At 63.8% G+C, this 23,264-nt stretch carries 23 protein-coding genes and 1 pseudogene; 13 read left to right on the top strand and 11 right to left on the bottom strand.

Annotation, left to right across the window (positions count from 1 at the left end; translation table 11 throughout):
- Positions 1–61: 61 nt before the first annotated feature.
- On the bottom strand, positions 62–379 hold the full coding sequence (locus G9465_RS20305; protein WP_166973800.1) for a PadR family transcriptional regulator: 318 nt from the start codon (positions 377–379) through the stop codon (positions 62–64).
- Between the two features lie 431 nt (positions 380–810).
- Between G9465_RS20305 and G9465_RS20300 the strand changes: the two genes are divergently transcribed.
- Entirely contained in the window at positions 811–1,428 is a 618-nt protein-coding gene (locus G9465_RS20300; RefSeq protein WP_166973797.1) for a class I SAM-dependent methyltransferase, read from the top strand.
- A gap of 161 nt (positions 1,429–1,589) precedes the next feature.
- Here the strand turns inward: G9465_RS20300 and G9465_RS20295 are convergent.
- Together G9465_RS20295 and G9465_RS20290 are read right to left on the bottom strand one after the other, a co-directional pair.
- Positions 1,590–2,642 (bottom strand): annotated as a pseudogene (locus G9465_RS20295) (glycerophosphodiester phosphodiesterase).
- Positions 2,643–2,668: 26 nt separating this feature from the next.
- Positions 2,669–2,872, bottom strand: coding sequence for a hypothetical protein (locus G9465_RS20290; protein ID WP_166973791.1), 204 nt, complete (start codon positions 2,870–2,872; stop codon positions 2,669–2,671).
- A gap of 98 nt (positions 2,873–2,970) precedes the next feature.
- Between G9465_RS20290 and G9465_RS20285 the strand changes: the two genes are divergently transcribed.
- From G9465_RS20285 to rdfA, 5 genes are all read left to right on the top strand, one after another.
- Positions 2,971–3,132, top strand: coding sequence for a hypothetical protein (locus G9465_RS20285; protein ID WP_166973788.1), 162 nt, complete (start codon positions 2,971–2,973; stop codon positions 3,130–3,132).
- Positions 3,133–3,482: 350 nt separating this feature from the next.
- Entirely contained in the window at positions 3,483–3,752 is a 270-nt protein-coding gene (locus G9465_RS20280; RefSeq protein ID WP_166973785.1) for a hypothetical protein, read from the top strand.
- Positions 3,749–3,934 (top strand): hypothetical protein, encoded by a 186-nt coding sequence (locus G9465_RS20275; protein ID WP_166973782.1) that lies wholly within the window; start codon positions 3,749–3,751, stop codon positions 3,932–3,934. Before G9465_RS20280 ends, G9465_RS20275 begins: the two co-directional genes overlap by 4 nt.
- Before the next feature lie 196 nt (positions 3,935–4,130).
- Positions 4,131–6,074 carry an acetate--CoA ligase gene (locus G9465_RS20270; protein WP_166973779.1) on the top strand — a complete coding sequence of 648 codons (1,944 nt, stop codon included), beginning with the start codon at positions 4,131–4,133 and terminating at the stop codon, positions 6,072–6,074.
- Positions 6,075–6,148: 74 nt separating this feature from the next.
- The gene (gene rdfA / locus G9465_RS20265; RefSeq protein WP_166973776.1) at positions 6,149–6,763 is read left to right on the top strand and encodes a rod-determining factor RdfA; all 615 of its coding nucleotides are present in this window, start codon (positions 6,149–6,151) and stop codon (positions 6,761–6,763) included.
- On the opposite strand, the gene G9465_RS20260 is transcribed toward rdfA, so the two are convergent.
- Complete coding sequence (locus G9465_RS20260; RefSeq protein WP_227015784.1) at positions 6,760–8,739, bottom strand: archaea-specific SMC-related protein; 1,980 nt, start codon at positions 8,737–8,739, stop codon at positions 6,760–6,762. The two genes, rdfA and G9465_RS20260, sit on opposite strands and share 4 nt — an antisense overlap.
- Positions 8,740–9,055: 316 nt before the next feature.
- Between G9465_RS20260 and G9465_RS20255 the strand changes: the two genes are divergently transcribed.
- From G9465_RS20255 to G9465_RS20245, 3 genes are all read left to right on the top strand, one after another.
- Positions 9,056–9,346 carry a HalOD1 output domain-containing protein gene (locus tag G9465_RS20255; RefSeq protein ID WP_166973773.1) on the top strand — a complete coding sequence of 97 codons (291 nt, stop codon included), beginning with the start codon at positions 9,056–9,058 and terminating at the stop codon, positions 9,344–9,346.
- Positions 9,347–9,473: 127 nt separating this feature from the next.
- A complete protein-coding gene (locus G9465_RS20250) occupies positions 9,474–9,635 on the top strand; it encodes a hypothetical protein (RefSeq protein ID WP_166973770.1) in 162 nt (53 codons plus the stop codon).
- A gap of 353 nt (positions 9,636–9,988) precedes the next feature.
- Complete coding sequence (locus tag G9465_RS20245) at positions 9,989–10,648, top strand: helix-turn-helix domain-containing protein (RefSeq protein ID WP_166973767.1); 660 nt, start codon at positions 9,989–9,991, stop codon at positions 10,646–10,648.
- Between the two features lie 27 nt (positions 10,649–10,675).
- Here the strand turns inward: G9465_RS20245 and G9465_RS20240 are convergent, their stop codons facing one another.
- A complete protein-coding gene (locus tag G9465_RS20240) occupies positions 10,676–10,939 on the bottom strand; it encodes a hypothetical protein (protein ID WP_166973764.1) in 264 nt (87 codons plus the stop codon).
- Positions 10,940–11,597: 658 nt separating this feature from the next.
- Between G9465_RS20240 and G9465_RS20235 the strand changes: the two genes are divergently transcribed.
- On the top strand, positions 11,598–12,101 hold the full coding sequence (locus G9465_RS20235) for a dihydrofolate reductase (RefSeq protein WP_166973761.1): 504 nt from the start codon (positions 11,598–11,600) through the stop codon (positions 12,099–12,101).
- 108 nt (positions 12,102–12,209) lie between these two features.
- A complete protein-coding gene (locus tag G9465_RS20230) occupies positions 12,210–13,595 on the top strand; it encodes an aminomethyl transferase family protein (protein ID WP_166973758.1) in 1,386 nt (461 codons plus the stop codon).
- A 90-nt stretch (positions 13,596–13,685) separates the two neighbouring features.
- Here G9465_RS20230 and G9465_RS20225 read toward each other — a convergent pair whose 3' ends face one another.
- The 5 genes from G9465_RS20225 to G9465_RS20205 all read right to left on the bottom strand — a co-directional run bounded on the left by G9465_RS20225 (position 13,686) and on the right by G9465_RS20205 (position 19,094).
- A complete protein-coding gene (locus G9465_RS20225) occupies positions 13,686–14,504 on the bottom strand; it encodes a universal stress protein (RefSeq protein WP_166973755.1) in 819 nt (272 codons plus the stop codon).
- A 91-nt stretch (positions 14,505–14,595) separates the two neighbouring features.
- On the bottom strand, positions 14,596–15,843 hold the full coding sequence (gene glyA, locus G9465_RS20220; RefSeq protein ID WP_166973752.1) for a serine hydroxymethyltransferase: 1,248 nt from the start codon (positions 15,841–15,843) through the stop codon (positions 14,596–14,598).
- A gap of 147 nt (positions 15,844–15,990) precedes the next feature.
- Entirely contained in the window at positions 15,991–16,851 is an 861-nt protein-coding gene (locus tag G9465_RS20215) for a methylenetetrahydrofolate reductase (RefSeq protein ID WP_166973749.1), read from the bottom strand.
- Between the two features lie 78 nt (positions 16,852–16,929).
- Positions 16,930–17,997: a hypothetical protein gene (locus G9465_RS20210; RefSeq protein ID WP_166973746.1), complete on the bottom strand. Its 1,068-nt coding sequence runs from the start codon at positions 17,995–17,997 to the stop codon at positions 16,930–16,932.
- Between the two features lie 140 nt (positions 17,998–18,137).
- A complete protein-coding gene (locus tag G9465_RS20205; RefSeq protein WP_166973743.1) occupies positions 18,138–19,094 on the bottom strand; it encodes a succinylglutamate desuccinylase/aspartoacylase family protein in 957 nt (318 codons plus the stop codon).
- Positions 19,095–19,170: 76 nt separating this feature from the next.
- On the opposite strand from G9465_RS20205, the gene G9465_RS20200 reads away from it, so the two are divergent.
- Positions 19,171–19,905 carry a creatininase family protein gene (locus G9465_RS20200; RefSeq protein ID WP_166973740.1) on the top strand — a complete coding sequence of 245 codons (735 nt, stop codon included), beginning with the start codon at positions 19,171–19,173 and terminating at the stop codon, positions 19,903–19,905.
- A gap of 7 nt (positions 19,906–19,912) precedes the next feature.
- Here G9465_RS20200 and G9465_RS20195 read toward each other — a convergent pair whose 3' ends face one another.
- Positions 19,913–20,332, bottom strand: coding sequence for a heme-binding protein (locus G9465_RS20195; RefSeq protein WP_166973738.1), 420 nt, complete (start codon positions 20,330–20,332; stop codon positions 19,913–19,915).
- 286 nt (positions 20,333–20,618) lie between these two features.
- Between G9465_RS20195 and G9465_RS20190 the strand changes: the two genes are divergently transcribed.
- The gene (locus G9465_RS20190) at positions 20,619–23,192 is read left to right on the top strand and encodes an FAD-dependent oxidoreductase (RefSeq protein ID WP_166973735.1); all 2,574 of its coding nucleotides are present in this window, start codon (positions 20,619–20,621) and stop codon (positions 23,190–23,192) included.
- Positions 23,193–23,264 lie beyond the last annotated feature (72 nt).

Below are 23,264 nucleotides of genomic sequence, written 5' to 3'. Positions count from 1 at the left end.
ACTCCCCGAAGTGTGACGACGCTGCGACCGGACGACCACACGACCCGCCGAGAGGCGTCTTTCACGCCGTCTCGTCGACGAGTCCGGCCAGGAACCGACTGTACTGTTCGATCGCGGTCCGAGCGGCAGCGGTGGGTTCGTACTCGGTGGTCAGCTGGTCCAGTCGGTTCGACTCGACGAGACCGGCGTCGACGAGTGTGCGGAGTGCCGCGTCGAGACGGTCGTACCCCACCGCTTCACCGTACCACGTTTCGAGGGTCCGCCTGATACTGAGTTCGTAGCGGCTCTCGCCCGACTGATCGAGACGGACGATACTAACGAGGGTGTCTCGCTCGAACGCGTCCAGTTGGGCCCACTCGGAAGAACTGTCGCCCGTCATGCATAGCGCGTCTCGGCTGCGGGTCGAATCGGGAGGGGAGACACGACGGCGCCGGCAGTGTGCTTTCCGCGGCCGGTCGAGTGAGCGCCTGCTGGCGCCCACCGGTCCTGCGTCCTGCGTTCCACGCGACGACGGTGCCACACCGACGGCTGTCTGCTCGCGGCCATTCGACGCCACAGCGAATCGTCTGTCCGGGTGTCAATCGTTCGAATCCCAGCCATCGACATCCAACTACGACCTGCTTGCTATCGGTGACGAATAGGTGTTACTAACGACGGCATCAGCTAGCGCTATTCTTCCAGCAACCGCGCTCATCAAACGGGTCTTACGCACAGCGAGGCGTCGACTGATACGTCTCGGAAGCGAGACCGGACGACCGCGGCCGGCCCGAGTCCGAGGCCCATTTACCACTCGACTGCGTGGGTCCCCCTATGGAACCGGACGACGTTCGCCGGGACTGGGCCGAGCGCTCGGGCAAGTACTCGCCGACGTACTACGCCGACATCGGTCCGAACGAGGTGAGCGAGACGCTCGTCGACGTGCTGGGCCACTACGTATCGGACGACGCAGCGATTCTCGAGATCGGGTGTGGCTCCGGCCGCCACCTCGCACACCTCCGGAACCACGGCTACGAGGACCTCACTGGCGTCGACATCAACCCCGACGCCTTCGACGTGATGGCAGAGACCTACCCGCGACTCGCCGAGACCGGGACGTTCCACACCGGCGCGATCGAGGCCGTCGTCGAAGCGTTCTCGGACGACGCGTTCGACGTCGTCTACACCGTCGAGACGCTCCAACACATCCACCCGGACGACGTGTGGGTGTTCGAGGAGATAGCCCGCGTCTGCGGTGACCTGCTGGTGACTGCCGAAAACGAGGGTAACAGCCCCGAGCGAGGCCGGGAAGACGGCGAAGTGAGCTACGTCGACGACGAGTTCCCGCTGTTCCATCGGAACTGGAAAGCTGTCTTCTCCGAGTTGGGGTTCGCCCAACTCATCCGGGAACCGACGGCGCGGGACACGATACGCGTGTTCCGGGGACTGTAACGCGGCGACGCCGCCTCGGCAGGCGTGCGGTGAGCAAAAACGGGGCCACGAAAGCGAGTAACGGAACCGGGTGCCGGTCCACCTCCCACGACCCCCTATTTCGCTGGCGGGTCCGGCGCCGAACGAGGGCGACCTGACGGTCGGAACCGCCCTGACTCGGCTCAGTCGTCTCTCGCGCCAAAACGTCCCAGGTTAGGGTAGTCGGCGATGACGCCGTCGACGCCGGCGGCCGCGAGGCGGTCGTACTGATACCACGTACCGACCGTGTAGACGTTCACGGCGCGGCCCTCCTCGTCTGCGACCGAGACGAGGTCGATGTCTGCCCACTCCGAGCCCTCCGTGTAGTAGTCGTCCGCGTAGAACGGCGTCCCCTGCACCATGTTGTACGGCGGGTGGATAGCCTCGGCGTCGTAGGTCCGGGCGATGTCGAGGCCGTCCTCGATAGAGTCCCAGAGAAGCGGTGCGACGGGATAGGACGAGTTCGCTCGCGTCACGGCCAGCGCCGCCTCGTAGAACGAGGAGAACAGGAACTCGTGTGAGTACTCGTCTACGACGTCGAGCACGCGGTGGACGAACGACCGCCACGTCGACTTCTGTGCGGCGAGTTTCTCAGCCGAGAGGTTCACGGCGAACTCGAGGTCGAACGACCCGGGGTTTTTCAACTCGACGTTCACGCCGACGCCGTACGGAATCGCGTCCAGCACGTCGGTCAACAGCGGGACCGTCTCACCGCTCCGAAGCACCTCGGCGTTCGTCACCGTCTCCGTGTCCGTCTCCCAGACGACGCCGGACGTGTCGGTCAGTCCGCGTTCGCCGCCGTCACGTTCGGCCAGCCGGGAGTCGTGGAACACCACCACGTCGCCCTCGGCAGTCGGGAGGACGTCTATCTCGATACTATCGGCCCCGCGTGAAGCCGACTGTAGCGCCTTGCCACCGCGAGACGCAGCCTCCACGGCCCGACCGTGTTCTCCGGGTAAACCCCGCGAAGCCCGATGAGCGATGAGTTCGGGGTCCGAGTCGACGCTGCTCACGCCATAGGTGCCCACACCAGTCTCATCGTCGTCGGTCTCGTCGACCGCGGAGGCAGCGACCCCCGGGACGCCGAGTGCCGTCGCGCCGACGGCACCCGTCCCGGCGACAAACGCCCGGCGACCGATTCGCTGTGTGTCTCCGTTCGCTGTTCGCCCCGACGACGTCTCGGGTCTATCCGACATACAGCACCGACTCCGAACGGGTCCGGTTAGAGCGCTTCTAATAGCCCTATATAAGTATCGACGACAGCGAGTACGCACATATAGACGCTAAAGCGATACGTACGGAACCGAGGGACAGCGAGGGTTCGCTCGTCGAGGTCGAAGCCGCCGACGAACTCGGTGAACAGGTCGTCTTCGTCCACCATCGTCGCCATCCGTTCGGTCCACCGGGACCGAAATTCCGTCTCCAAACAGCGGTCGTCGCCGCACGCCACCTTTCAACGAACATATAGTTTTATTCTCTCCGCTATAATTATACACCACCATGGAGGAATAGAACACGTCAGCGATGGACCCGAGTGACAACTCGATCATCGGCGCAGGTATCGTACTCGCGCTGGTCGGGTTCTACGCGAGTCAGGAACTGACCAACAGCGTCGAGATCGCCATCGGCGTCGGTTTGCTCATCGGTGTCGTGCTCCCCGCGATACTCCTCGAAGTTCGAGGATAGCCTGCGAGGGACGCCGACCGATTCAACCTATCGCCACGTGGGTGAATCGCATCGACCATCGTCGGTGGGTGTGCCTCACAGACGAGATTCGCCGTCCCAACGTTCCCCGGCCGTCGACACGTCGCGTCGGTGCCGTTTGATTCGTGCCGGCCACACCCTCGATTCAATCCGAGTCACCGGTGCGGAAAATACCTTCAAACCGATTATGAAGAGTCTAAAGCGTTTTCAGACCGTTTTATCTGCGCCAGCACGGTCCGTAAAATCGGCTAAAATCGGCGTTCGCGACTGAACCGTTCTGAATCGACGCTAACCGTCTGTCCGTTATATTGGGGTGTGGGTCCACAGAAGAGATGCCCGAAGCACTCATGTCCACCGTCGACTCCTCCCTCCCACGACTGCCAGCCACCGGGACCGTCCGGACGCTGGCGTCCAGTATCGCCACGTCGTGTCTCACGGCCGTGCGGGCCGCCGCCTTCTGGGCGACGATTCCCCTCCCGCTGGTCATCGTCGGGTCGCTCCTGACCGGCGTCGTCGCCACCGCGCCGCTGTTCGTCGTCGGCCTCGTCGTCCTGAACGTCCTGTGTGCGGCCATCGGCCACGGGTACTCTCCCGGAAGATGACCCTCCTCAGACCCTCCCCGCAGCCTCCCGACCAGCACCACGCGAAGACGATGCTGTTCTGCCCGACGTGTGACCATCAGAACCCCACCGACGGCGACTGGGTCGCCGACGATAGGGTCGAACGCCGCCGTCTGCTGTGCCCGCGGTGTGGCGACGCCGTCGTCGACGACCCCGAGTTCTGAGGTACGTTCGCCGCCAGATCTCGACGTCCCGCCCGCAACGACCGCTGGCGAACGCGTTCACTCTCGACGGCTCCCGCTCGTCGTGCCGCCTGTCTGTCGTACCGCCGACCCCGAACAGTCGAGCACGAGCCTCCGGAAACGTCGCCCTGAAACCATATTGATAAATGATGATGGACTGAAGGACGATACAGACACTATGACGACAACCGATACGGACTACGACCTCGTCACACCGCAGTTACGCGCGCTCATTCGGGAAGGCAAAGAGAGTCCCGAGACGCTCTGGGCACGCGTCGCCGACAACCTGAACTGGTTCGAGCAGTGGGACGCCGTGTACGAGGAGGCGGGCGTCGGCGACTTCGCGTGGTTCCCCGGCGGACGGACGAACATCAGTTACAACGCCGTCGACTACCACGTCGAGAACGGCGGCGGCAACCGCGCGGCGATGGTGTTCGAGACCGGCGAACGCGACGACAACGCGGTGTACACCTACGCAGAACTGCACCACGAAGTGAAACGGGTCGCGGGAATGCTCCGGGCGTACGGCGTCGAGAAGGGCGACCGCGTCACCATCTACATGCCGATGTGTCCGGAGGCCGTCGTCTCCATGCTCGCTTGTACGCGCATCGGTGCGATTCACTCTGTCGTCTTCGGTGGGTTCGGGGCCGGTGCGCTCGCGGACCGCATCGAACTGGCCGAACCGAAGCTCCTTCTGACGGCCGACGTGGGCTTTCGCGACGGCGGCACGGTCGACCTAAAGTCGATAGTCGACCGCTGTTTCGACGACCACGAGTCGGTCAACGACATCGTCGACGACACCATCGTACTCTCCCGCGGTGAGGAGTCGGCCGACCTGCGCGAGTCCGCGACCGACTGGGACGACGCACTGGCAGCGGGCGCGGGCGAAGACACTTCACACGTCGAGATGGACGCGACGGACCCCGCGTTCATCCTCCCGACGTCGGGGACGACGGGTAAACCGAAGGGAACCGTCCATCAGCACGGCGGCTATCAGACCCACGTCTACGGGATGGGACAGTGGGTGTTCGACCTCGACGAGACGGACACGTGGTTCGCCACCTCGGACATCGGCTGGATCGTCGGCCACTCCTACATCGTCTATGCGCCCCTCTTGACCGGGTCGACGACAGTCGTCTACGAGGGGACGCCGGTGTATCCAGACGCCGGCGTCTGGTGGGACCTCGTCGAACGGCACAGCGTGGACAAGATATTCACCGCGCCGACGGCGATTCGCGCGCTGGCCGGCTACGACGACGCGTTCCACGAACGCGCTGACCTCTCCTCGCTGGAAGCGGTGTTCTCGGCCGGCGAACCGCTCAACCCGCCCGCTTGGGAGTGGCTTCAGCAGGAGGTGCTGGACGACGAGGTGCCGGTCATCGACCACATGTGGCAGACCGAGACGGGCGGCCCCATCGTCGGCAACCCGTACGGTATCAACACGCTGCCGATAAAACCCGGTTCTGCGGGCATCGCACTCCCGGGCGTCGAAGTGAAGGTCGTCGACTTCGACGGCGAGCCCCTCGAAACCGGTGAAGAGGGCGCGCTCGTCGTCGAGAAGCCGTTCCCCGGCATGACGCCGACGCTCTGGGAGGGTCACGACCGGTACGAACTCGAATACTGGCAACAGATAGAGGACCTGTACTGGGTCGGCGACGCCGTCTCGATGGACGAGGACGGCTACATCTGGTTCAGCGGCCGGGCAGACGAGGTCATCACGATCGCCGGCCACCGCATCGGCCCGACCGACATCGAGGACGCGCTCGTCGCCCACGAGGCCGTCGTGGAGGCCGCAGTCGTCGGCAAACCCGACCCGGAGAAGACCGAAGTCGCCGCCGCGTTCGTCGTCCTCCGAGACGGCTTCGACGGCGACGAAGCGCTGGCAGGGGAACTACGCGAGGCCGTCCGAGAGGACGTCGGCCCCATCGCTATCGTCGGCGAACTGGAGTTCGTCGACCAACTGCCGAAGACGCGGTCCGGGAAGATAATGCGCCGGACCATCCGGGACATCATGTTGGACGAAGACCTCGGCGACGTCTCGACGATGGAAGACGAGTCTGCCGTCGGCGAAATCGAAGCCGCGACCGAGGACATCGACGCGGACGCCGACGTCGGGAACTGAACGCCCGACAAGTCGAGCGCCGAATACGGGCAGAACACATCCTTAATCAACGGCGACGGCGAAGTTACCACACGATGTCAGCGGAGTCGGGCACGACGTGCAAGGTCGACCGGGTCGCCGAGAAGCGGAGACTCACCGAACTGGACGACGAATTGCGGGAGCGCTGGGCCGACGGCGACAGCCTCCGTGACCTCGAACGCTACTGTAACGAGGCGATACTTCGGTCCGCGATGCGGGCGGCGGGGATGGAGACGCTCGACGGCGAGGCGGCCAACCTCTACCGACTCCTCACCGACGACGACGTCGGTCCAGGCAAGCGAATCGACGCGAAGTCCCGACTCCAGCGCAACGGACTGGACCCGGAGACGCTCACCAGCGACTTCGTGAGCTATCAGACCGTCCGAACCCACCTCAACGACTGTCTCGACGTGACGACGGCCCGCGACAGCACGCTCTCCGTCGACAGCGCTCGGAACACCGTCCTCAAACTCGTCTCTCGGACCGAATCCGTGACCACCCAGACTATCGCTCGACTCACCGAACAGGGGTCGCTGACCATTCCGTCCCCCTCCGTCACGCTGAGCCTGCGGGTCGCCTGTTCGGAGTGCGGTGACGAGTACACGTTCACCGGACTGCTGGAACGGGGCGGATGTTCCTGTCGCGCCGACGAGGAAGCGACAGAGCCCTAGGAGTCCGCGACGAACGACTGGGTCGAGATAGTGTCGTAGCGCCCGTCGAGTTGCGCCCGTTCTTCCGGCAACACGGACGTGACGACGTAATCGGCGGACTCGCCGAAGTACTGCATCAGGCCGTGGATACGCTCTGCGTCGAACATCTCGACGGCGTCGACGACGATGAACGGGACCTCCTCGGCGACGTCGTGGACCAGATAGCCGGCCAGAGCGACGATGAGGCCGATGACCTCCCGTTCGCTCTTGCTGAGACTGTCGACGGTGTCGTCGTACGCCGTGCCGTCCTCCGTGGCTCGGACGACGTGAATCTCGAACGCCGTCTCTGCGGTGACGCGGTCGCCCGACGAGCGCCGTTCGAGCCAGATGCGCTCTATCGAGTCGTACCCCAGCGTCTCGAGGACCTGTTGCATCGTCTCGTTGAACGTACCCACGAGGTCCTGTTCGAGTTCGTCGATGCGGTCACGCTGGGTGCGGAGTTCGGACGCGACCGCCTCCCGCTTTGCTTCGATGTCGTCACGTTCGGCGAGGGCGGCCTCGACGTCGGCAATCTCCGACTCGACGCTCTCTAAGTCGTTTGCGAGTTGGCCGCGTTCGTACTCCAGGTCGCTCACCGCGTCGTAGTAGGTGGCTAACCGGTCGTCGTCCTCGGACGTGTCGTCGATCGCACGTTGCAGTTCCTCGATTTCGGTCTCGAGTGCCCGACGGTCCGCGTCGAGGGTTTCGAGCATCTCCTCTCTGCGCTCGATCTCGTCGGCGAGGTCCTCGCGACGGGCGCGTAACTCCTCGCGGCTCTCCTGTCGCTGTTCGAGGTCGCGCTTCCGTTCGGAGAGGGTCTGGATACGGTCCGTGACGGCCTCGCGCTCGGTCCGTTTCTCCCGAACGATGCCGCTGACGGCCTCGACCTGTTCGGCGATCTCCGCGCGTTCGACGGTGCTGCCGCACGTCCAGCACGTGATGGACTTCGAGGCGGGGTCCAGTTCGGCGACGATGTCGTCGGACGTCATCGCGTTCGGGATGTCCGCGGACTCATCGAGAATCTGCGAGTTCATCTCCACGATGGGGCTCAGTGCGTTGATCGTCGACGTGAGCCGCTGTTTCTGCTGGTGGAGGTCTTCGAGTTCCGCCTCGATATCCGCGAGGTCCGCCTCGGGTTCGTCACCGTCGGTATCGTCTAGCCGGTCGGTTACCGACGCCAGTTCCGATTGCAGTTCCTCGATAGCGGCCTCCTGACTGCTGAGACGCTGGCGGAGTTCGTTCCGCTCGCTACGTTTCTCTCGTAACGCCTCCGTCTCGCTGTCGTCGTCCGCCTCGGCTTCGAGGGTCTCGATAGCGTCTCGCTTCTCCTTGAGTTCCGCTTCGACGTCGTCCAATTGCTCCCGAAGCGTGTTCTGTCGCGTCCGAAGGCCCGGCAGTCGGTTCGCCATGGAGTCGAGTTCCGCGAGGCGGTCGTCGAGCGACTGTTTCTCGTCGCTCAGGCGGCGGATTTCGGCCTCGATTTCGTCGGTATCCACGGGCCGCATCAGGTACTCATAGAGGTCGTCGTCTGCCAGCACCGCCCGTCGTATCGGGTTCGTCTCGGTCAGCGCGACGAACAACTCACAGAGGTCGTCGGCGGTTGTGTACCGGTCGGCACTCCGCACGACGGCGTCGTTCCCGTCGCGGCCGAGTTCGACGTGGTACGTCGCACCGTCACAAGTCATGCTGACGCGCCCTTCGTCGGCGTCGCTCTTCAGCGGTGGCAACGGGCCACCGAGGACACCGGCGAGCGAACGCAAGAGCGACGATTTGTTCGATGCGTTACGCCCGGAGAGGAGCGTGACGCCGTCGGTAAGGGTCACATCTGCGGCAGCGATGCCGCCGATGTTCTCCACCGTGAGCGTGAGCTGACTGTCTGTCTCGCGTGCTTCGAGTGCGTCGTCGTTCTTCATATCCATCGTGTACTTCCCCCAGTGGTTGTGTCGGTAGGTCGTCACGTCAGCCGTCAGTCACGTTGTCAGGGACCAACGCGCCGTCGTCGACGGACGGTCGTGATTCGTCGCCGTCACTTGCCCGCCGTTCGAGCGCTCTTCCCCCTGCGGACGGCTCCGACGGGGTACGCAACGTATCGGCCGTGGACGTGCTATCGACGGACACCAGTGACTGCTTCGTGACTCGCTTACCGAGTTGGGTACCCGCAATTGTGTACGCTGACGTATGTACGTTATGCGCGTGGATTGTCTCGACCGGTATAAAAATACGTTGTATATTCCGCATTAACACCCATCATATAGAGGTACGCCATGCAGTAGCATGGGAGTAGCACGGACGGACGACTTCGACGGCACGACCCACCATCTCAGTCACCAGTGGGAGGGCAACACCGAGGTGAGCGAGACGATACGCGGCGCTGTTGCGGAGTACGCCGGCGTGTCGTTCGAATCGCTGCCGCCGATGGACGAACGCATCAACCCGGACGCGCTGGACAGTCTATTCGAGACGAAGTCAGCGAACACTTCGACACCGGGGTGTGTTACGTTTTCGTACTACGGATACACCGTCGTCGTCCAGAGCACTGGACAGATATTCTTGAGAGAGACCTGACCGTGGCTGACGCCGTCTCGGGCTAGTGCGGCAACCTACCCGATTAAACATCGTAAATTCCCGGTTTAAACATCCGTAATTTTACCCACCAACACCTACAGGTGGGGAACTGGTATCTGAGAACGAGATGAACGAAATAGAGACACAGAAAGAAAAGCGGCCAACGACAGCGAAGTTCTACCTGCCGGCCGTCGCGCTGCCACCGCACCTCGACCGAATCGAGGACGTCGTGACCGACCTCTTCGATCTCCACGGTGTGGTTCTCATTCCGGAGACTTACAACGAGTGAACCGCTTCGGGGCTTGACCCCGAGGCACTCGCCTTGTTCAGCTGTAGCCGCGCCGACACCGCGACGTCGACGCTATCTACCGACGGAGTTGCTGTCGGACCCCAGATTTTCTGTCCCCGACCACGTCGGCCCCGACAGCAGTTAGTCCACCGGTAGCGGCGGTCCGATAGGCACACCAATCGTGTGCGACAGCGAAAGCGTCGTTCGGGCGGCGACACCGCCGGAGACATCTAAACATTATTGTACGACGGTTGTGTAGGTCCGAGGAACAGGGTACGACAGAGTACACCGCCACACTGCGACCGCATCCGAGTCCGATCTGTGACGGTACCACAACGAGTCCTGTACGTTATATGTCGATTACAGCCAAAGTATACATCGAGCACGAACGACTCGCGCTTGTCCCAACGCTGCGAACTCTCGAAGACGTCGACATCCGGGTCATCACCCAGGGGAACACCGACCCGGGCTCGACCGTGTTCCCGTTTCTCATCGAGTACGACGACAGGGGCGAATTAGAGGCGGCGCTGGAGGAGGACCCGACGGTCGACAACTACGAACTCGTCGACTGGACCGACCGGACGGGCATCTACTACATCGAACACACCCCGGAGACGAAACTCATCAGCACCGTCGTGACCGACGTCAGCGGGTTTCTGGTCCACACCGAGACGAAACGCCACGGGTGGCTCGTTCGCCTCCTCCTCCCCGACCGAGCGGCGTTGAACACGATCTGGGAGTACGCGAACGAGAACGACATCTCACTCGACATCATCGAGATATACGGCAACAGCGAGACGGGCGGCGAACCCTCGTACGGCCTGACCGCAGAGCAGCGAGCGGCGTTGACGATAGCCTACAAGGAGGGGTACTTCGGCGAACCCCGCGACGTCTCGTTGAACGAGGTGGCCGAGGAGATCGGCCTCTCGTCGACGGCCATGAGCGGGCGTCTCCGTCGCGGGATGCGCAACCTCGTCGGGGCGACGCTCGTCGACGACGAGACCGAGGAGTAACGCCACCGACCGATTCCTGCGGGGACGTTACTCCGACTCCTTCGGCCGGTACACGGGCCTGAGTGACGTCGCGTCCTTGTCGTATCCGAGCCAGATGCTGAGGGCGCTGGCCACGAAGACGAGATAGACAGGGAACAGGACGAGTAGTGCGTACCCCGCGATGACCGGCGTGATGGTGCCGAGACGATACAGTAACGCGACCGCAGTGAGTCCCACGACGGCACCGGCGACGATGCCGAGTCGAAACGCGTAGGCCGCGGCCGGACCCGGTTTGGTCCGAATCGCACTCATGTGGGCCGTTGCGGCTACAATCCAATAAGTCGCGCGGGACAGGGGGTATCGATTGACACACATGTCGTGTTGACAGTCACCAGCGGCCACGGCGGCGACGACGCTGTTCCCCAGCGTGTCATTCGAACAGCTCGTTGTGGCGGGTTCGGTTGGGCGGCCCAGTAATATAATACATTTTTCTATTTAAGAATAATATAAGTATGAGTATGTTTATATTCGCGTTTCGGATTGCACGTCGTCTCACCGACTACACCGGTAATCGCTGGTCACCGTTGTTCGTCACACAGGCCGTACCGCGAAGCTCACAACGACGACTCGGACTGTCGAGGCTGGACATTTATGGCGGTCTTTAGCCCCCAGTTCGGCGTATTCCAGTCATGAGATCGGCGGCGAAGCAGTCGAACTCCGTTGCCATCTCGACACGAGACGCGACCGACAGACCGACCGTGGGAAGCGAGCTCGTTCGAGCGGCACCCGTAGTCCACGGCGACCTCCCGCCACAATAATAGCGTATTTTATATAAATATATTTCTGATATGATGGCCACAAGCATCGGTAGTGACGGTCGAGGACACCGGGTCGTCCGAAACCGAGGCGTGCCGTCGGGACCGGTCGATGAGACAGGTTTTGTGTCCAGACGTCGTCTTCGACGAACGAGATGCGAATTGCACTCGTCGCTGCCGTCGCAGCCAACGGGGTCATCGGGTCCGACGGGAGCGTTCCGTGGGACTATCCGGCAGACCTGAACCACTTCAAACGGACGACTGTCGGCCATCCGGTCATCATGGGGAGACGGACCTTCGACGACATCTATCGGCAGTTGGGGACGGCGCTTCCAGAGCGTCGGAACATCGTCCTCACGCACCGTCCAGAGCGTCTGCCGGACGACGTCGTCACCGTCGAGTCGACGGCAAAAGCGCTTCGCGCGGCCGAGACGACGGACGTCGAGACGGCGTACGTCGTCGGCGGTGGCACCGTCTACGAGCAGTTTCTCCCGTGTGCCGACGAACTGATTCTGACCGAACTGCAGACGGCCGTCGACGGTGACACGACCTTTCCGACAGTCGAGTGGGACCAGTGGCGTGAGACGGACCGTGACCGGTACGATGCGTTCGATATCGTCTGGTACGAGCGCCGAGACGCATCGTCCTCCGACCGGTAATCGTGGGCAGACGCCCGGTATCTCTCCGCCAGGATTGCTACCGGTACATAAACGGCAGGGGTAATCAGCGTCATCTTTTATGAGAGTCACTGGTCTTTGTCCACAAGCATGTCCGGGAACGAAAGCCATCCCAATCACCCTAGTGTCGACCAGTCGGATCGGACGGTACCACGGAACCTGCGGCAGACGGGCGACCCCAACATCGAGATGTTGGTCTCCACGCGTGTGCGCAAGTCACCGTTCTTCCACAAGTCCTTCAACGAGGAGGGCGCGTGGCGGTGTACCGTCTACAACCGCATCTACCACCCGCGCGGCCTCGTCGAACCCGAAGACGGCGGTGCGATGAAGGAGTACGAGGCGCTTACCAACAGCGTGACGCTCTGGGACGTCGCCGTCGAGCGTCAGATTCGCGTCAAGGGTCCCGACGCCGAAGCGCTGACCAATTACGTCGTCACCCGTGACGTGACAGAGATGGACGCGATGGACGGGAAGTACGTCATCCTCTGTAACGAGGACGGCGGCGTCCTGAACGACCCCGTGCTCCTGCGCCCCGAGGAAGACGAGTTCTGGTTCTCTATCTCCGACTCGACCCTCATGCAGTGGCTGCAGGGAGTCAACGTCGACAACGACTTCGACGTCGAAATCGACGAGATCGACGTGGCCCCGATGCAGATTCAGGGCCCCAAGTCCGAGGACGTCATGGTCGATGTCGTCGGTGACAAGGTCAAAGACGTACCGTACTACGGCCTGATGGACGCCGAAATCAACGGCTGTGAAGTCCTCATCAGCCAGACCGGGTTCTCCGGCGAGGCCGGCTTCGAAATCTACGTCAGGAACGCCCACGAGAACGCCGAGAAGGTCTGGGACCCAGTCATGGAGACCGTCAAAGACCACGGCGGCCGTCAGATCGCGCCGGGTCACCACCGCCGCATCGCGGCCGGTATCATGTCGTGGGGGCAGGACCTAGACCACGAGACGTCGCCGTTCCAGGTCAATCTCGGCTATCACGTGCCCGACGACAAGGACGCGGACTACATCGGCAAAGAAGAACTCGAGCGCCAGAAGGAACTCATCGAGAACGGCGAGTACCCGTTCGAGCACAAGCTCATCGGCCTGAAGATGGCCGGCGAACCGATTCGGGACTACGCCCCGGACTTCTGGCTGATCTCCGACCCGGAGACGGGCGAAGAGTGCGGTTACATCACTTCGCCGTGGTGGAACCCGGACCTCGAGACGAACATCGCCATGGGCTTCGTGCCGGCCGACAAACTGCAGGAAGTCACCGACACGCCGCTCAACGACGAAATCTACGACGAAGAACTCGACCTCGAGTTCCAAGTCCACCTGCCCGACGAGTACGCTGAAGAGGAAGGTGAACCAGTGTTCGCTACCGTCGCGAAGGTGCCGTTCAAGGAGTCCGTCAACCCGAGCGCTCGCGAACAGGCGAAACTCAACGCGCGCAAGGAAGCCGAAGCAGAGTCCAGCGACGACTGATCGGCGCCACCCTGTCGTTCATACCTCATACCATCACGCCGCTTTTTTTGTGCTGACCACCGTCTCGCCGTCAGTTTCACTGCCGAGGTGCTACCCCGTAATCGTGACCGGGCGGTCCGACGACAGCAGGATATCTTGTGCGGTGCTGCCCATGATGACCTTCTGCACGCCGGTTCGCCTGCGGCCACCCATCACGATGCTGCTCGCGTCGACGTCGTCAGCGGTGGCGAGAATCTTTCTGGCGACTTCGCCGCCGACCGTGACCCGTTCGACCGCGACGTCCCTCTCTTCGAGGAACTCCGCAGCGGCGACGGCCGCTCCGATTTCTCCGAAGTCGTGGGGCGGCGCACCGGCGTAATCCTGATGCGGATACACGTACAGAACTGTCGCGGTGACGCTCTCTGGGACCCCGGGTAACTGAGCGACGTACTCCGCCTGATTCAAGGCGCGTTCGCGGCGCTTGTCGACCGGAACCAGGACGTGTCTGTCGCCCTCCCCAAACACCATCCCGGTGCCGGTAATCGTGACCGGGCGCTCAGTCGAAACGAACACGTCGTGGACGGTGCTGCCGAGCAGGACGTTCGCCACGCCGGAACGCTTCCGTCCGCCCATGACGATTTCCTGACTGTCGAGTTCGTCTGCAGTGTCGACGATGGCCGCCGGGACGCTGCCGTCCTCTACGCGACGGGTCACGGTGACGTCGGCCGCCGTCAGGTGCTCAGCGGCTGAGACGGCGGCGTCCACCGCTTCGAACGCGACAGTATCTGCTCGCGTTACTTCGCCGGGAGAGACGACGTGCAAGACTGTCGCCTCGACGTCCGTCGTCGCGTCGGCGAGGGACGCCACGTATCTCGCCTGATGGAGCGCTCGGTTCTCGTCCTCGTCGACCGGAATGAGGGTGCTGTACATCCCACGCTACATTCGCGTGCGACGATAGATATAGACTCGCCAACAAATCGAGGAGCGGGGCGACCAGAGCGGTGAGTCCCCAGTCAGCCGCTCAGTCGTAGAGGGTGTACTCGTCGGTCAGGTCGTCGACTCGCTGACTGACTTCGGCGACGACGTCCTCGTCGTGAGGCGCGTCGACGATTTCGTAGATGAGGTCCGCGACTTCGCGGCACGCTTCTTCACCGAACCCGCGAGTCGTGAGGCCGGGGGTGCCGGCGCGAATGCCCGAGGGGTTGAACGCGGAGCGCGTCTCGCCGGGGACGGTGTTGGCGTTGAGGACGATGCCAGCCTCTTCGAGGCTCTCCTCGACTTCCTTGCCCGTGGTGTCGGGATGCGACGGGCGGAGGTCGACCAGCACGAGGTGGTTGTCGGTGCCGCCGGAGACGAGGTCGAGGCCGTGGTCCTGTAACCGCTCGCCGAGCGCTTTCGCGTTGGTGACGGTCTGTTCGGCGTATCGCTCGAAGGCCGGGTCGAGCGCTTCGCCGAAGCCGACGGCCTTGCCGGCGACGTTGTGCATCGCCGGACCGCCCTGCGAACCGGGGAAGACGGCGCTGTCGATGTCGTCCGCGTGTTCGTCGCCGCACATGATGACGCCGCCGCGGCCCGCGCGGATGGTCTTGTGCGTGCTACCGGTGACGAAGTCCGCGACGCCGACCGGCGACTCGTGGACGTCCGCGGCGACCAGCCCGGTGATGTGGGCGATGTCGGCGAGGTGGTAGGCGTCGACGGCGTCGGCCGTCGCCTGAATCCGTTCGAAGTCGACTTCGCGCGGGTACGCGGAGTAGCCCGAGACGACGATGTCCGGGTCGAAGGACTCGGCCGTCTCGCGGAGGCCCTCGTAGTCGACGTAGCCTGTCTCCGCGTCGACCTCGTACTGCTCGACCTCGTAGACCTGTCCGGCGAAGTTCGCCGGGTGGCCGTGCGAGAGGTGGCCGCCGTGGGTGAGGTCCAGCGAGAGAATCTTGTCACCGGGGTCCAGAGCAGCGAGGTACACGCCCATGTTCGCCTGCGAGCCAGAGTGTGGCTGGACGTTGACGTGGTCGGCACCCCACAGTTCCTTCGCGCGGTCGATGGCCAACTGTTCGACGTCGTCGGCGTACTCACAGCCGCCGTAGTAGCGCTCGCCGGGGTAGCCCTCGGCGTAGTTGTTCGTGAGTTCCGAGCTCTGGGCCTCCATGACGGCCTCGGAGACGTGGTTTTCGCTCGCTATCATCGCCAGCGTGTCGTTCTGTCGCTCTCGCTCTGCTTCGAGCGCGTCGGCCACAGCCGGGTCCGTCGCTCTGACGGTTTCGTACGTCATGGTCGAGGCAGGAGCTAGAGCGGCAATAAACTGGCTCCTGACAGAACGTGTCTGGTGATTGAGTGGACGTGTCGGGCCCGTCGACGTGTCGAACGGACTATGGTTTGAGGGGGTACGGGTGGGTGAGAATACGGCGTGTCGCTGGGCCTACTTTTCGAGGCGCTCGTACCGCCACGACATCGTATCGGGCGTCTGGTTGAACGTGTATATGTGGACGCCGCTGATGTTGTACTCCTCGTCGTCGACGTAGGGGGCGAGGCCGTCGATGAGGTCGTCGGGCTTGTAGGTCCCGCGAGACCCGATGAGCTGCCGAATGAAGCCGACGACGCCGGTGGTCTTCCGGAGGAACTTGATGGAGTCGCCGACGCCGACCTTCTGGGAGATCTGGAGCAATCGCTTGTACTTCATCACGCCGGGGATGCCGATTTCGACCGGGAGGGTGATGCCACGTTCGCGAATCTCCTCGATCCACTCGAGCACCGTCTCCGGGTCGTAACAGAGTTGCGTGACGATGTACGTCGCGTAGGGCGCTTTCTGTTCCATGGACTCCGCCAACGTCTCGTCGTCGATGAAGTCGTGGCCCTCGGGATAGCCGGTGATACCGACCTCCTCGAAGGAGTACTCCATCCCGTCGAGCGTCGAGAGGAGGTCGTACGCCGACTCGAACTCCCCTTCCGGTTCCTCCCGGTCGCCGCCCGGAACGAAGATGTCGGTGATGCCGGCCTCTGTGAGTCGCCGGGCGATGTCCGCTAGATGTTCTCGGTCACGGACGTAGCGGGCCGCGATGTGGGGAACGACCTCGAACCCCTGTTCGACGGCCTCCTCGGTCCGTTCGAGCGTCGCCTCGATACCCAACTGCGGCGAGGTAGTGATAGCGATGGTCGCGCCGTCGGGCAGGTGCGTTATCTCCTCCTCGAAGCTGTCGAACGGCATCAGTTCGAACCGTGCGTTCGTGAGGAGGTTCTCGACCCCGTCCTGCGGCGTCATGGTACGACTTCGCAAAGACATTACTTATTGGTTGGATGTATGGAGGACACTTTTGTTTGTGGGTGGGTCACAGAACCCATTTAAATTGCCAGCGGGGAGTCACGCTGGGCCGGGGGCACACTCTCGGATTCGCGTGGCGACTTGCTCGTAGGACGCCGTCTGTTCCGGGTTGTCGGACAACTGTCGCATGACGAGGTCCAGCAGATTGAGTTCTTCGAGCAGTTCCTGTGTCTGCTGGCGTTCGAGGTCGAGGTGTCGCTGGACCTCGTAGACGGTCACCGAGTCGACGACGGCGTCGGCGACGTCCGCCAGATGGACGCTCTCCGGAAGGCCGAGGCCGTCGGTGACGAGTTGCTCGTCCGGGATCGTCTCCATCGGATCGTCGGGCGCCGCGGGTGCCGCCGGAGTTGGCTCGGTGCTCGTCGCCGCGTCCGCGCGTCCCTCCCCAGCCCGCTCTGTATCTTGGTTGGTCGAGGTGTCGTAGGACGTCGGGTCGTGGACACCTGCTTCGATCATGTAGCGTCGGACCGTCTCGGAGGAGACGTCCATCTCGATTCGCTCGCTCATCTCGGTGAAGTTCTCGCAGACGTCATAGAGACGCTGGAGGTACGCCGTGTCCTCGTAGGGCGGGACGTCGTCGTCACGGACCGCCGCGAGTTCGTCTGCCAGTGACGCGTCCTCGCTGTCCGCTGGCGGTGCGGACGATTCGGCCGACTCCCCGTCTACGTCTGTCGGTTCCGTGGCCGACTGTGCCGTCGTCCGAGAGTCGGTGGCGGCGTCGTCCTCGTGGACTTCGGCACGCTCCGTCCCGTCTTCAGACGGGTCGACGGTGAGTTCGACGCCGAGGACGATGCCGCCGTCTTCGACGCGGACGGCCTCCTCGTTGACCGAGATGGACGCCGCAGTCGTCGGTGGGAGCGAGGCGAGGGAGGAGGTCGAGAACTCCACCCGTAGCCCACCGCTGTCGGTCAGGGTCGCCGTCTCCGGGGTGAGTTCGGAGTGGACGCCGTCGCCAGACGCGGCACAGAGCGACACCGGGACCGCCATGGAGACCTGCAGCGACCCACCGTCGTTCGCCGTCGCTTCGACGTGTCGGACGGTCCGACCACGCGACTCGTACTGTTCGACGATCTGGGAGAGGACGTCGAAGGCGGTTTGTAGTCCCATGTTATTGAGTATCTATGACACATCACGGAGCATAACAGTGTGTCAGTAATAACCAACCCATTTAAATCACCGGAATACGGCGGCGGTACCGAGACGGTGTCCGACAGATACAGCTGATCGGATGTCGACTGCGACGCCAGTCACACCGGCGTCGCGATGCCGGCGATTCGCTCGCCAGCGACGACCACGGCCTCACGGGCCAGCGAGTAGGCGACGCCGCCGTCGTCGGCGGTGGCCGTCTGGAGTCGTTCGAACGTCGAGGGAGAGTAGACGGTGCCGAGCGTCTCTCCCGCCTCGACGTGGTCGCCGACGCCGAGGTCCGGGCGCAGTTCGAACAGGCCCGACTCCGCCGCCACGGTGGTGGCACCGTCGTTCCGGAGGCGCGTCTGGTCGGGCGGTCGGGCCGGGTCGTCCGGGAGGACGCCCAGTTCGCGGAGGACGTTTTCGACGCCGACGACGCCGGTGTCGATAGCCGAGTGCGTGACCGTCCTGCTGTTCGAGAGTTCGACGGTTATCGCCGGGACGTCCGCGCGTGCGGCGGCCGTCCGGAACGTCCCCCTGAACTCGTCGTCTGCCGGTGCCTCGTCGCTGTCGACGACGAGGTACTCCGTCCCGAACGCCCTCGCCAGCGTCCGGGCCTCGCTCTCGCCATCTTGATACCGGACGTGTTCGAGCATATCCGCGGTCCCGGTGTGTAAGTCGACGGCGGCGTCAGCGTCGGTCACGAGGTCCCACAACCGGGCGGCCAGTCGCTCTTGCAGGCTGCCGCCCTCGTCACCGGGCCAGACGCGGTTCAGGTTCGGATTCATCACGTCGTACTCCGCGGGAGTCATGTACGAGCGGTGGTCGAACGCCAGCGGGTTCACCACCGGAACGACGGCGACGGTCCCAGCGATTTCGGCGTCGATCAATCGCCCGTGGAGACGGCGCAACGCCGCCGGGCCGTTGAGTTCGATGCCGTGCTGAGCCCCTTGCACGTAGACGGTCGGGCCGGGGCCACCAACGTACCGGTGGACAGTCACCGACACGTCGCTGCCCGACGGGAGACGACCGAGACGACGGTCACTCGTCGTATGCGTCACAGACTCGTACTCCATACGTCGCCACTGCGGCGCGAGCGTAAAAAGCACCGGGAGTAGGGGCTTTATTCGAGTTCGCACAGAGGGTGCGCGTATGCACATCGAATCCGAGACGTGGACCGACGCCGAGCAGACAGAGACGAATCTGGCACTGCTCCCGGTCGGGAGCACGGAGCAACACGGCCCGCACGCGCCGCTGGGGACGGACACGCTCAACGCGGAGGCGGTGGCCGAACGCGCCGCCGACGAGTACGACGGCGAAGTGGTCGTCGCGCCCGCGGTTCCGGTCGGCGTCGCCGAGGAACACCGGGCCTTCAGCGGGACGCTCTGGACCTCCGAGTCCACGTTCCGGGACTACGTCAGAGACGTCGTGGGGAGTCTAGCCCACCACGGCTGGGACCGTGTCGTCCTCGTCAACGGTCACGGCGGCAACATCGCGGCCCTCCGGGAGGTCGCCGGCCGGATTTCGAGACACGACGAGGCGTACGCCGTCCCGTTCACGTGGTTCGACGAAGTGGGCGAGCACAGTTCCGACATGGGTCACGGCGGTCCGCTGGAGACGGCCCTCCTCCAGCACGCGAACCCCGAGACGGTCCACGAGGACCGCCTCGACTCGGCGGCGGAGAACGGGAGCGAACGCTGGGGCGACTGGCAGGGTCGCGTCAACCTCGCGTTCGACTCGGACGAGTTCACCGAAAACGGCGTGGTCGGCGACCCGCGCGAGGGGAGCGCCGAACTGGGTGAGACACTGCTGACCGCGGCCGCGGACGCCCTCGTGGACCTGCTCGACGCCGTTGCAGCGCGTCAGCCGGGTCCGCGGGACGACTAGCGGTTCGTTACTCCGTGAGTTCGTTCCAGCGTTCGACGCCCGCTTCCGCGACTTCTCGGTCCTGTGAGACGGCCCCGCCAGAGACGCCGATGGTGCCGACGATGTCGCCGTCGCGTTCGAGCGGGTAGCCGCCGCCGAAGATGACGATACGTCCCTCGTCGGTGGTCTGGAGTCCGTACAGGGAGTTGCCGGGTTCCGACGGTTCAGCGAGTTCGTGTGTCGGCGTCTCCAGTGCAGCGGACGTGTACGCCTTGTTCCGCGAGATGCTTACCGACGCGAGCCACGCGCCGTCCATCCGATGCTGGGCGACGAGGTTCCCTTCGCTGTTGGCCACCGTGATGACCATCGGGTTCTCTATTTCCTCTGCCTTCGCCTCGGCCGCCGCTATCAGTTCTGTCGCTGTCTCCAGCGAGATGGAGTCAACCATGCAACTGAGAGCGCACCCGAGAGAGGTAAAAGGGTTGTCACCACCCGCGGAGCGAGCCCACGAAGAAGGCCGACCATTCGGCTGTCTCATGCCGTCTAGGGTCCGTATACTCGAATATCCGGGACTCCTCGGTCGGGAGGGCTAAATCGACACCGCCCGTGGTTTCACAGTACTATCACTGTGACGCTCCGAATCTCTACCAGACAGCGAAGTGACTGGTTGAAAACCACCGGGGGGACAGGGGATAACTATATTTGGCCGCCAGAATCACCTTCGAGTCAGATTTATGGAGACGACAGACAGCCTGCCGACCGAAGCTGGCACCGTCATCGTGGGTGCCGGTATCGTCGGCTGCAATCTGGCGTATCAGCTCACCGAACTCGGCCGCGACGACGTCGTCGTCGTCGACCAAGGGCCTATGCCGACGACGGGCGGGTCCTCGACGCACGCGCCGGGCATCATGTTCCAGACCGCCGAACCGAAGGTCCTCAGCCAGTTCGCGGACTACAGCCGTCGCCTGTACTCCGAACTCGAAGGCGCGGACGGCCAGCAGGCCTACAACGAGGTGGGCGGCATCGAAGTCGCCCGGAGCGAGGAGCGCATGGACTTCCTCCAACGCCGCGTCGAACACGCGAAGGCGTGGGGCATCGACGACCCGCAGCTCCTCTCGCCCGAGGAAGTCACGGACCACCTGCCGCTCGTCGACGAAGACGAGATTCTGGGCGGGTACTACTCGCCGACGGACGGGCAGGTGTCGGGCGTCGTCGCCTGTGACGCGCTCGCTCGGGAGGCGATGGACAACGGGGCGCGGTTCGTCCCACACACCCGCACGGAGGACGTGGTGACAGACGGCGACGACATCGAGGGCGTCGTCACCGAACACGGCACCATCGACTGCGACGAAGTCGTCATCGCGACGAACATCTGGGCCCGCCAGCTAGGCGAGAAACTCGACGTCCACCTGCCGGTGACACCCGTCGAGCACCAGTACACGGTGACGGAGTCGCTGGACGAACTCGCAGAGAGCGCCGTCGACATCACCGACCACCCGCTGTTCGAGAACTACGAGAACGTCTCCGGCGAGAAGGCCAAACGTCTGCTCGTCGGCCCAGACCGCCCCATCCTCCGGGACCAGGACAACGCGATGTATTACCGGAACCACGGGGACGCCTACGGTATCGGCTCGTACAACCACGAGCCAATCGTCCCGGACCCGCAGGAACTGGGCGGGAACGACCCCGACGGGGAACAGGGCTCGGTCCACGAGTTCACCGACTACCACATGAACACCGCGACCCACCCGGACCGCCCGGACAAGGCGCCGCGACAGGCCAGCGACGAACTCCTCCCGGCCACGAAGGACAAGAAACTCGAACACAAGTACAACGGGATGTTCGCCGAGTCGCCCAACGGCCTCCCGGTCATGGGCCCGGTACAGGAGTACGACGGCCTCTGGACGGCGGCGGCCATCTGGGTCACCCACGCAGGCGGGGCCGCGAAGGCACTCGCCGAGTGGATGGAGACCGGCGTCCCACGCCTCCCGGAAGGCCCGATCGACCTCGCGCACTGCGACGTCAACCGCTTCGACGAGCACGAGGGTAGCTGGGACTTCGCCCGCGACATCGGTGGCGAGGAGTACCGTATCGTCTACAACATCATGCACCCGAAGTGGGTGTGGACGGACAAACAGCGGGACATCCGCCGGACGCCGATGTACCACTCCCACAAAGAATGGGACGCGGAGATGTGGGCCGAGGCCGGGTGGGAGGCTCCACAGTGGTTCGACGACAACGCCGACCTATTGGCTGAGTACGGTGACCAGATTCCCGAGCGAGAGGGCTGGGAAGGCAAGTACTACTCGCCAATCGAAGGCGCGGAGGCGCTGCACGTCCGGAACAAGGTCGGCCTGCACGACATGACCGCGTTCAACAAGATGGAGGTAGTCGGTGAGGAGGCCGGCGAGTTCGTCCAGTACCTCTGTACGAACGACATGGACATCGACGTGGGCGACGTGAAGTACACGCTCATGTGCAACGAGGGCGGCGGCGTCCGCGCCGACATCACCGTCACGCGCACGGACGAGGACCGCTACCTCTTGCTGACGACGGGCCGCGAAGTCGGGAACAACCACGTCGCGTGGGTCCGCGAGCAGTCGCCCGAAGGCGTCCTCGTCAACGACGTCACCTCGAATCTCGCCGCGATGGTCTGCACCGGGCCGGACGCCCGGAAGGTGCTGTCGAAGGTCACCGACGTCGACCTCTCGGACGACGCCTTCCCGTTCTTTACGAGCCAGCAGTTCTTCGTCAAGAACGTCCCCGTGACCGCGCTCCGGGTGTCCTACGCCGGCGAACTCGGCTGGGAACTGTACACGCCCTCCGAGTACGGGGAGCGCCTCTGGGAGCACATTCTGGAGGCCGGCGAGGAGTACGACATCCGACCGTACGGGAACGGCGCGCTGGACGCCCTGCGCATCGAGAAAGGGTTCCGCCTGTGGGGCGAAGACCTCCACACCGAACACAACCCCTACGAGGCGGGCCTCGGCTGGGCCGTCGACCTCGAAACCGACTTCATCGGCAAGGAGGCCGTCGCCGCGGCCGCCGACGGCGACAACATCGACCACGAGGTCGCCTGCCTGACGCTGGACGACCCCGAGGCGGTAGTCCTCGACGACCGGCCGGTGCTGGACGGGGACGAGGTGCTCGGGTACCTCCACAGCGCAGAGTACGGGTACACCGAAGGTGCCTGCGTCGCCTACACGTACCTCCCGCCGGAGTACGCCGAACCCGGTACCGAGGTTGAGATTCTCTACGAGGGCGAGCGCTACGACGCGACGGTTCGCGAGGAACCGCTCGTCTCCTGACGTTCGCCACTCGCCCATCCAATCGTATCGCGTTCCTGTCACGCTGTGGTTCGAGAGACACACGCCGTCTTC

The sequence above is a fragment of the Haloarcula sp. JP-L23 genome (assembly GCF_011602445.1).
GTDB classification, from domain to species: Archaea; Halobacteriota; Halobacteria; order Halobacteriales; family Haloarculaceae; genus Haloarcula; species Haloarcula pellucida.
This window is presented reverse-complemented; position numbering and strand designations above follow the sequence as displayed.

Excerpts from the sequence above, each read along its gene's own strand:
- G9465_RS20305 (WP_166973800.1), bottom strand. The coding sequence starts at position 379 with ATGACGGGCGACAGTTCTTCCGAGTGGGCCCAACTGGACGCGTTCGAG.
- G9465_RS20300 (WP_166973797.1), top strand. The coding sequence starts at position 811 with ATGGAACCGGACGACGTTCGCCGGGACTGGGCCGAGCGCTCGGGCAAG.
- G9465_RS20285 (WP_166973788.1), top strand. The coding sequence starts at position 2,971 with ATGGACCCGAGTGACAACTCGATCATCGGCGCAGGTATCGTACTCGCG.
- G9465_RS20280 (WP_166973785.1), top strand. The coding sequence starts at position 3,483 with ATGCCCGAAGCACTCATGTCCACCGTCGACTCCTCCCTCCCACGACTG.
- G9465_RS20275 (WP_166973782.1), top strand. The coding sequence starts at position 3,749 with ATGACCCTCCTCAGACCCTCCCCGCAGCCTCCCGACCAGCACCACGCG.
- G9465_RS20270 (WP_166973779.1), top strand. The coding sequence starts at position 4,131 with ATGACGACAACCGATACGGACTACGACCTCGTCACACCGCAGTTACGC.
- rdfA (WP_166973776.1), top strand. The coding sequence starts at position 6,149 with ATGTCAGCGGAGTCGGGCACGACGTGCAAGGTCGACCGGGTCGCCGAG.
- G9465_RS20255 (WP_166973773.1), top strand. The coding sequence starts at position 9,056 with ATGGGAGTAGCACGGACGGACGACTTCGACGGCACGACCCACCATCTC.
- G9465_RS20250 (WP_166973770.1), top strand. The coding sequence starts at position 9,474 with ATGAACGAAATAGAGACACAGAAAGAAAAGCGGCCAACGACAGCGAAG.
- G9465_RS20245 (WP_166973767.1), top strand. The coding sequence starts at position 9,989 with ATGTCGATTACAGCCAAAGTATACATCGAGCACGAACGACTCGCGCTT.
- G9465_RS20240 (WP_166973764.1), bottom strand. The coding sequence starts at position 10,939 with ATGAGTGCGATTCGGACCAAACCGGGTCCGGCCGCGGCCTACGCGTTT.
- G9465_RS20235 (WP_166973761.1), top strand. The coding sequence starts at position 11,598 with ATGCGAATTGCACTCGTCGCTGCCGTCGCAGCCAACGGGGTCATCGGG.
- G9465_RS20230 (WP_166973758.1), top strand. The coding sequence starts at position 12,210 with ATGTCCGGGAACGAAAGCCATCCCAATCACCCTAGTGTCGACCAGTCG.
- G9465_RS20225 (WP_166973755.1), bottom strand. The coding sequence starts at position 14,504 with ATGTACAGCACCCTCATTCCGGTCGACGAGGACGAGAACCGAGCGCTC.
- glyA (WP_166973752.1), bottom strand. The coding sequence starts at position 15,843 with ATGACGTACGAAACCGTCAGAGCGACGGACCCGGCTGTGGCCGACGCG.
- G9465_RS20215 (WP_166973749.1), bottom strand. The coding sequence starts at position 16,851 with ATGTCTTTGCGAAGTCGTACCATGACGCCGCAGGACGGGGTCGAGAAC.
- G9465_RS20210 (WP_166973746.1), bottom strand. The coding sequence starts at position 17,997 with ATGGGACTACAAACCGCCTTCGACGTCCTCTCCCAGATCGTCGAACAG.
- G9465_RS20205 (WP_166973743.1), bottom strand. The coding sequence starts at position 19,094 with ATGGAGTACGAGTCTGTGACGCATACGACGAGTGACCGTCGTCTCGGT.
- G9465_RS20200 (WP_166973740.1), top strand. The coding sequence starts at position 19,171 with ATGCACATCGAATCCGAGACGTGGACCGACGCCGAGCAGACAGAGACG.
- G9465_RS20195 (WP_166973738.1), bottom strand. The coding sequence starts at position 20,332 with ATGGTTGACTCCATCTCGCTGGAGACAGCGACAGAACTGATAGCGGCG.
- G9465_RS20190 (WP_166973735.1), top strand. The coding sequence starts at position 20,619 with ATGGAGACGACAGACAGCCTGCCGACCGAAGCTGGCACCGTCATCGTG.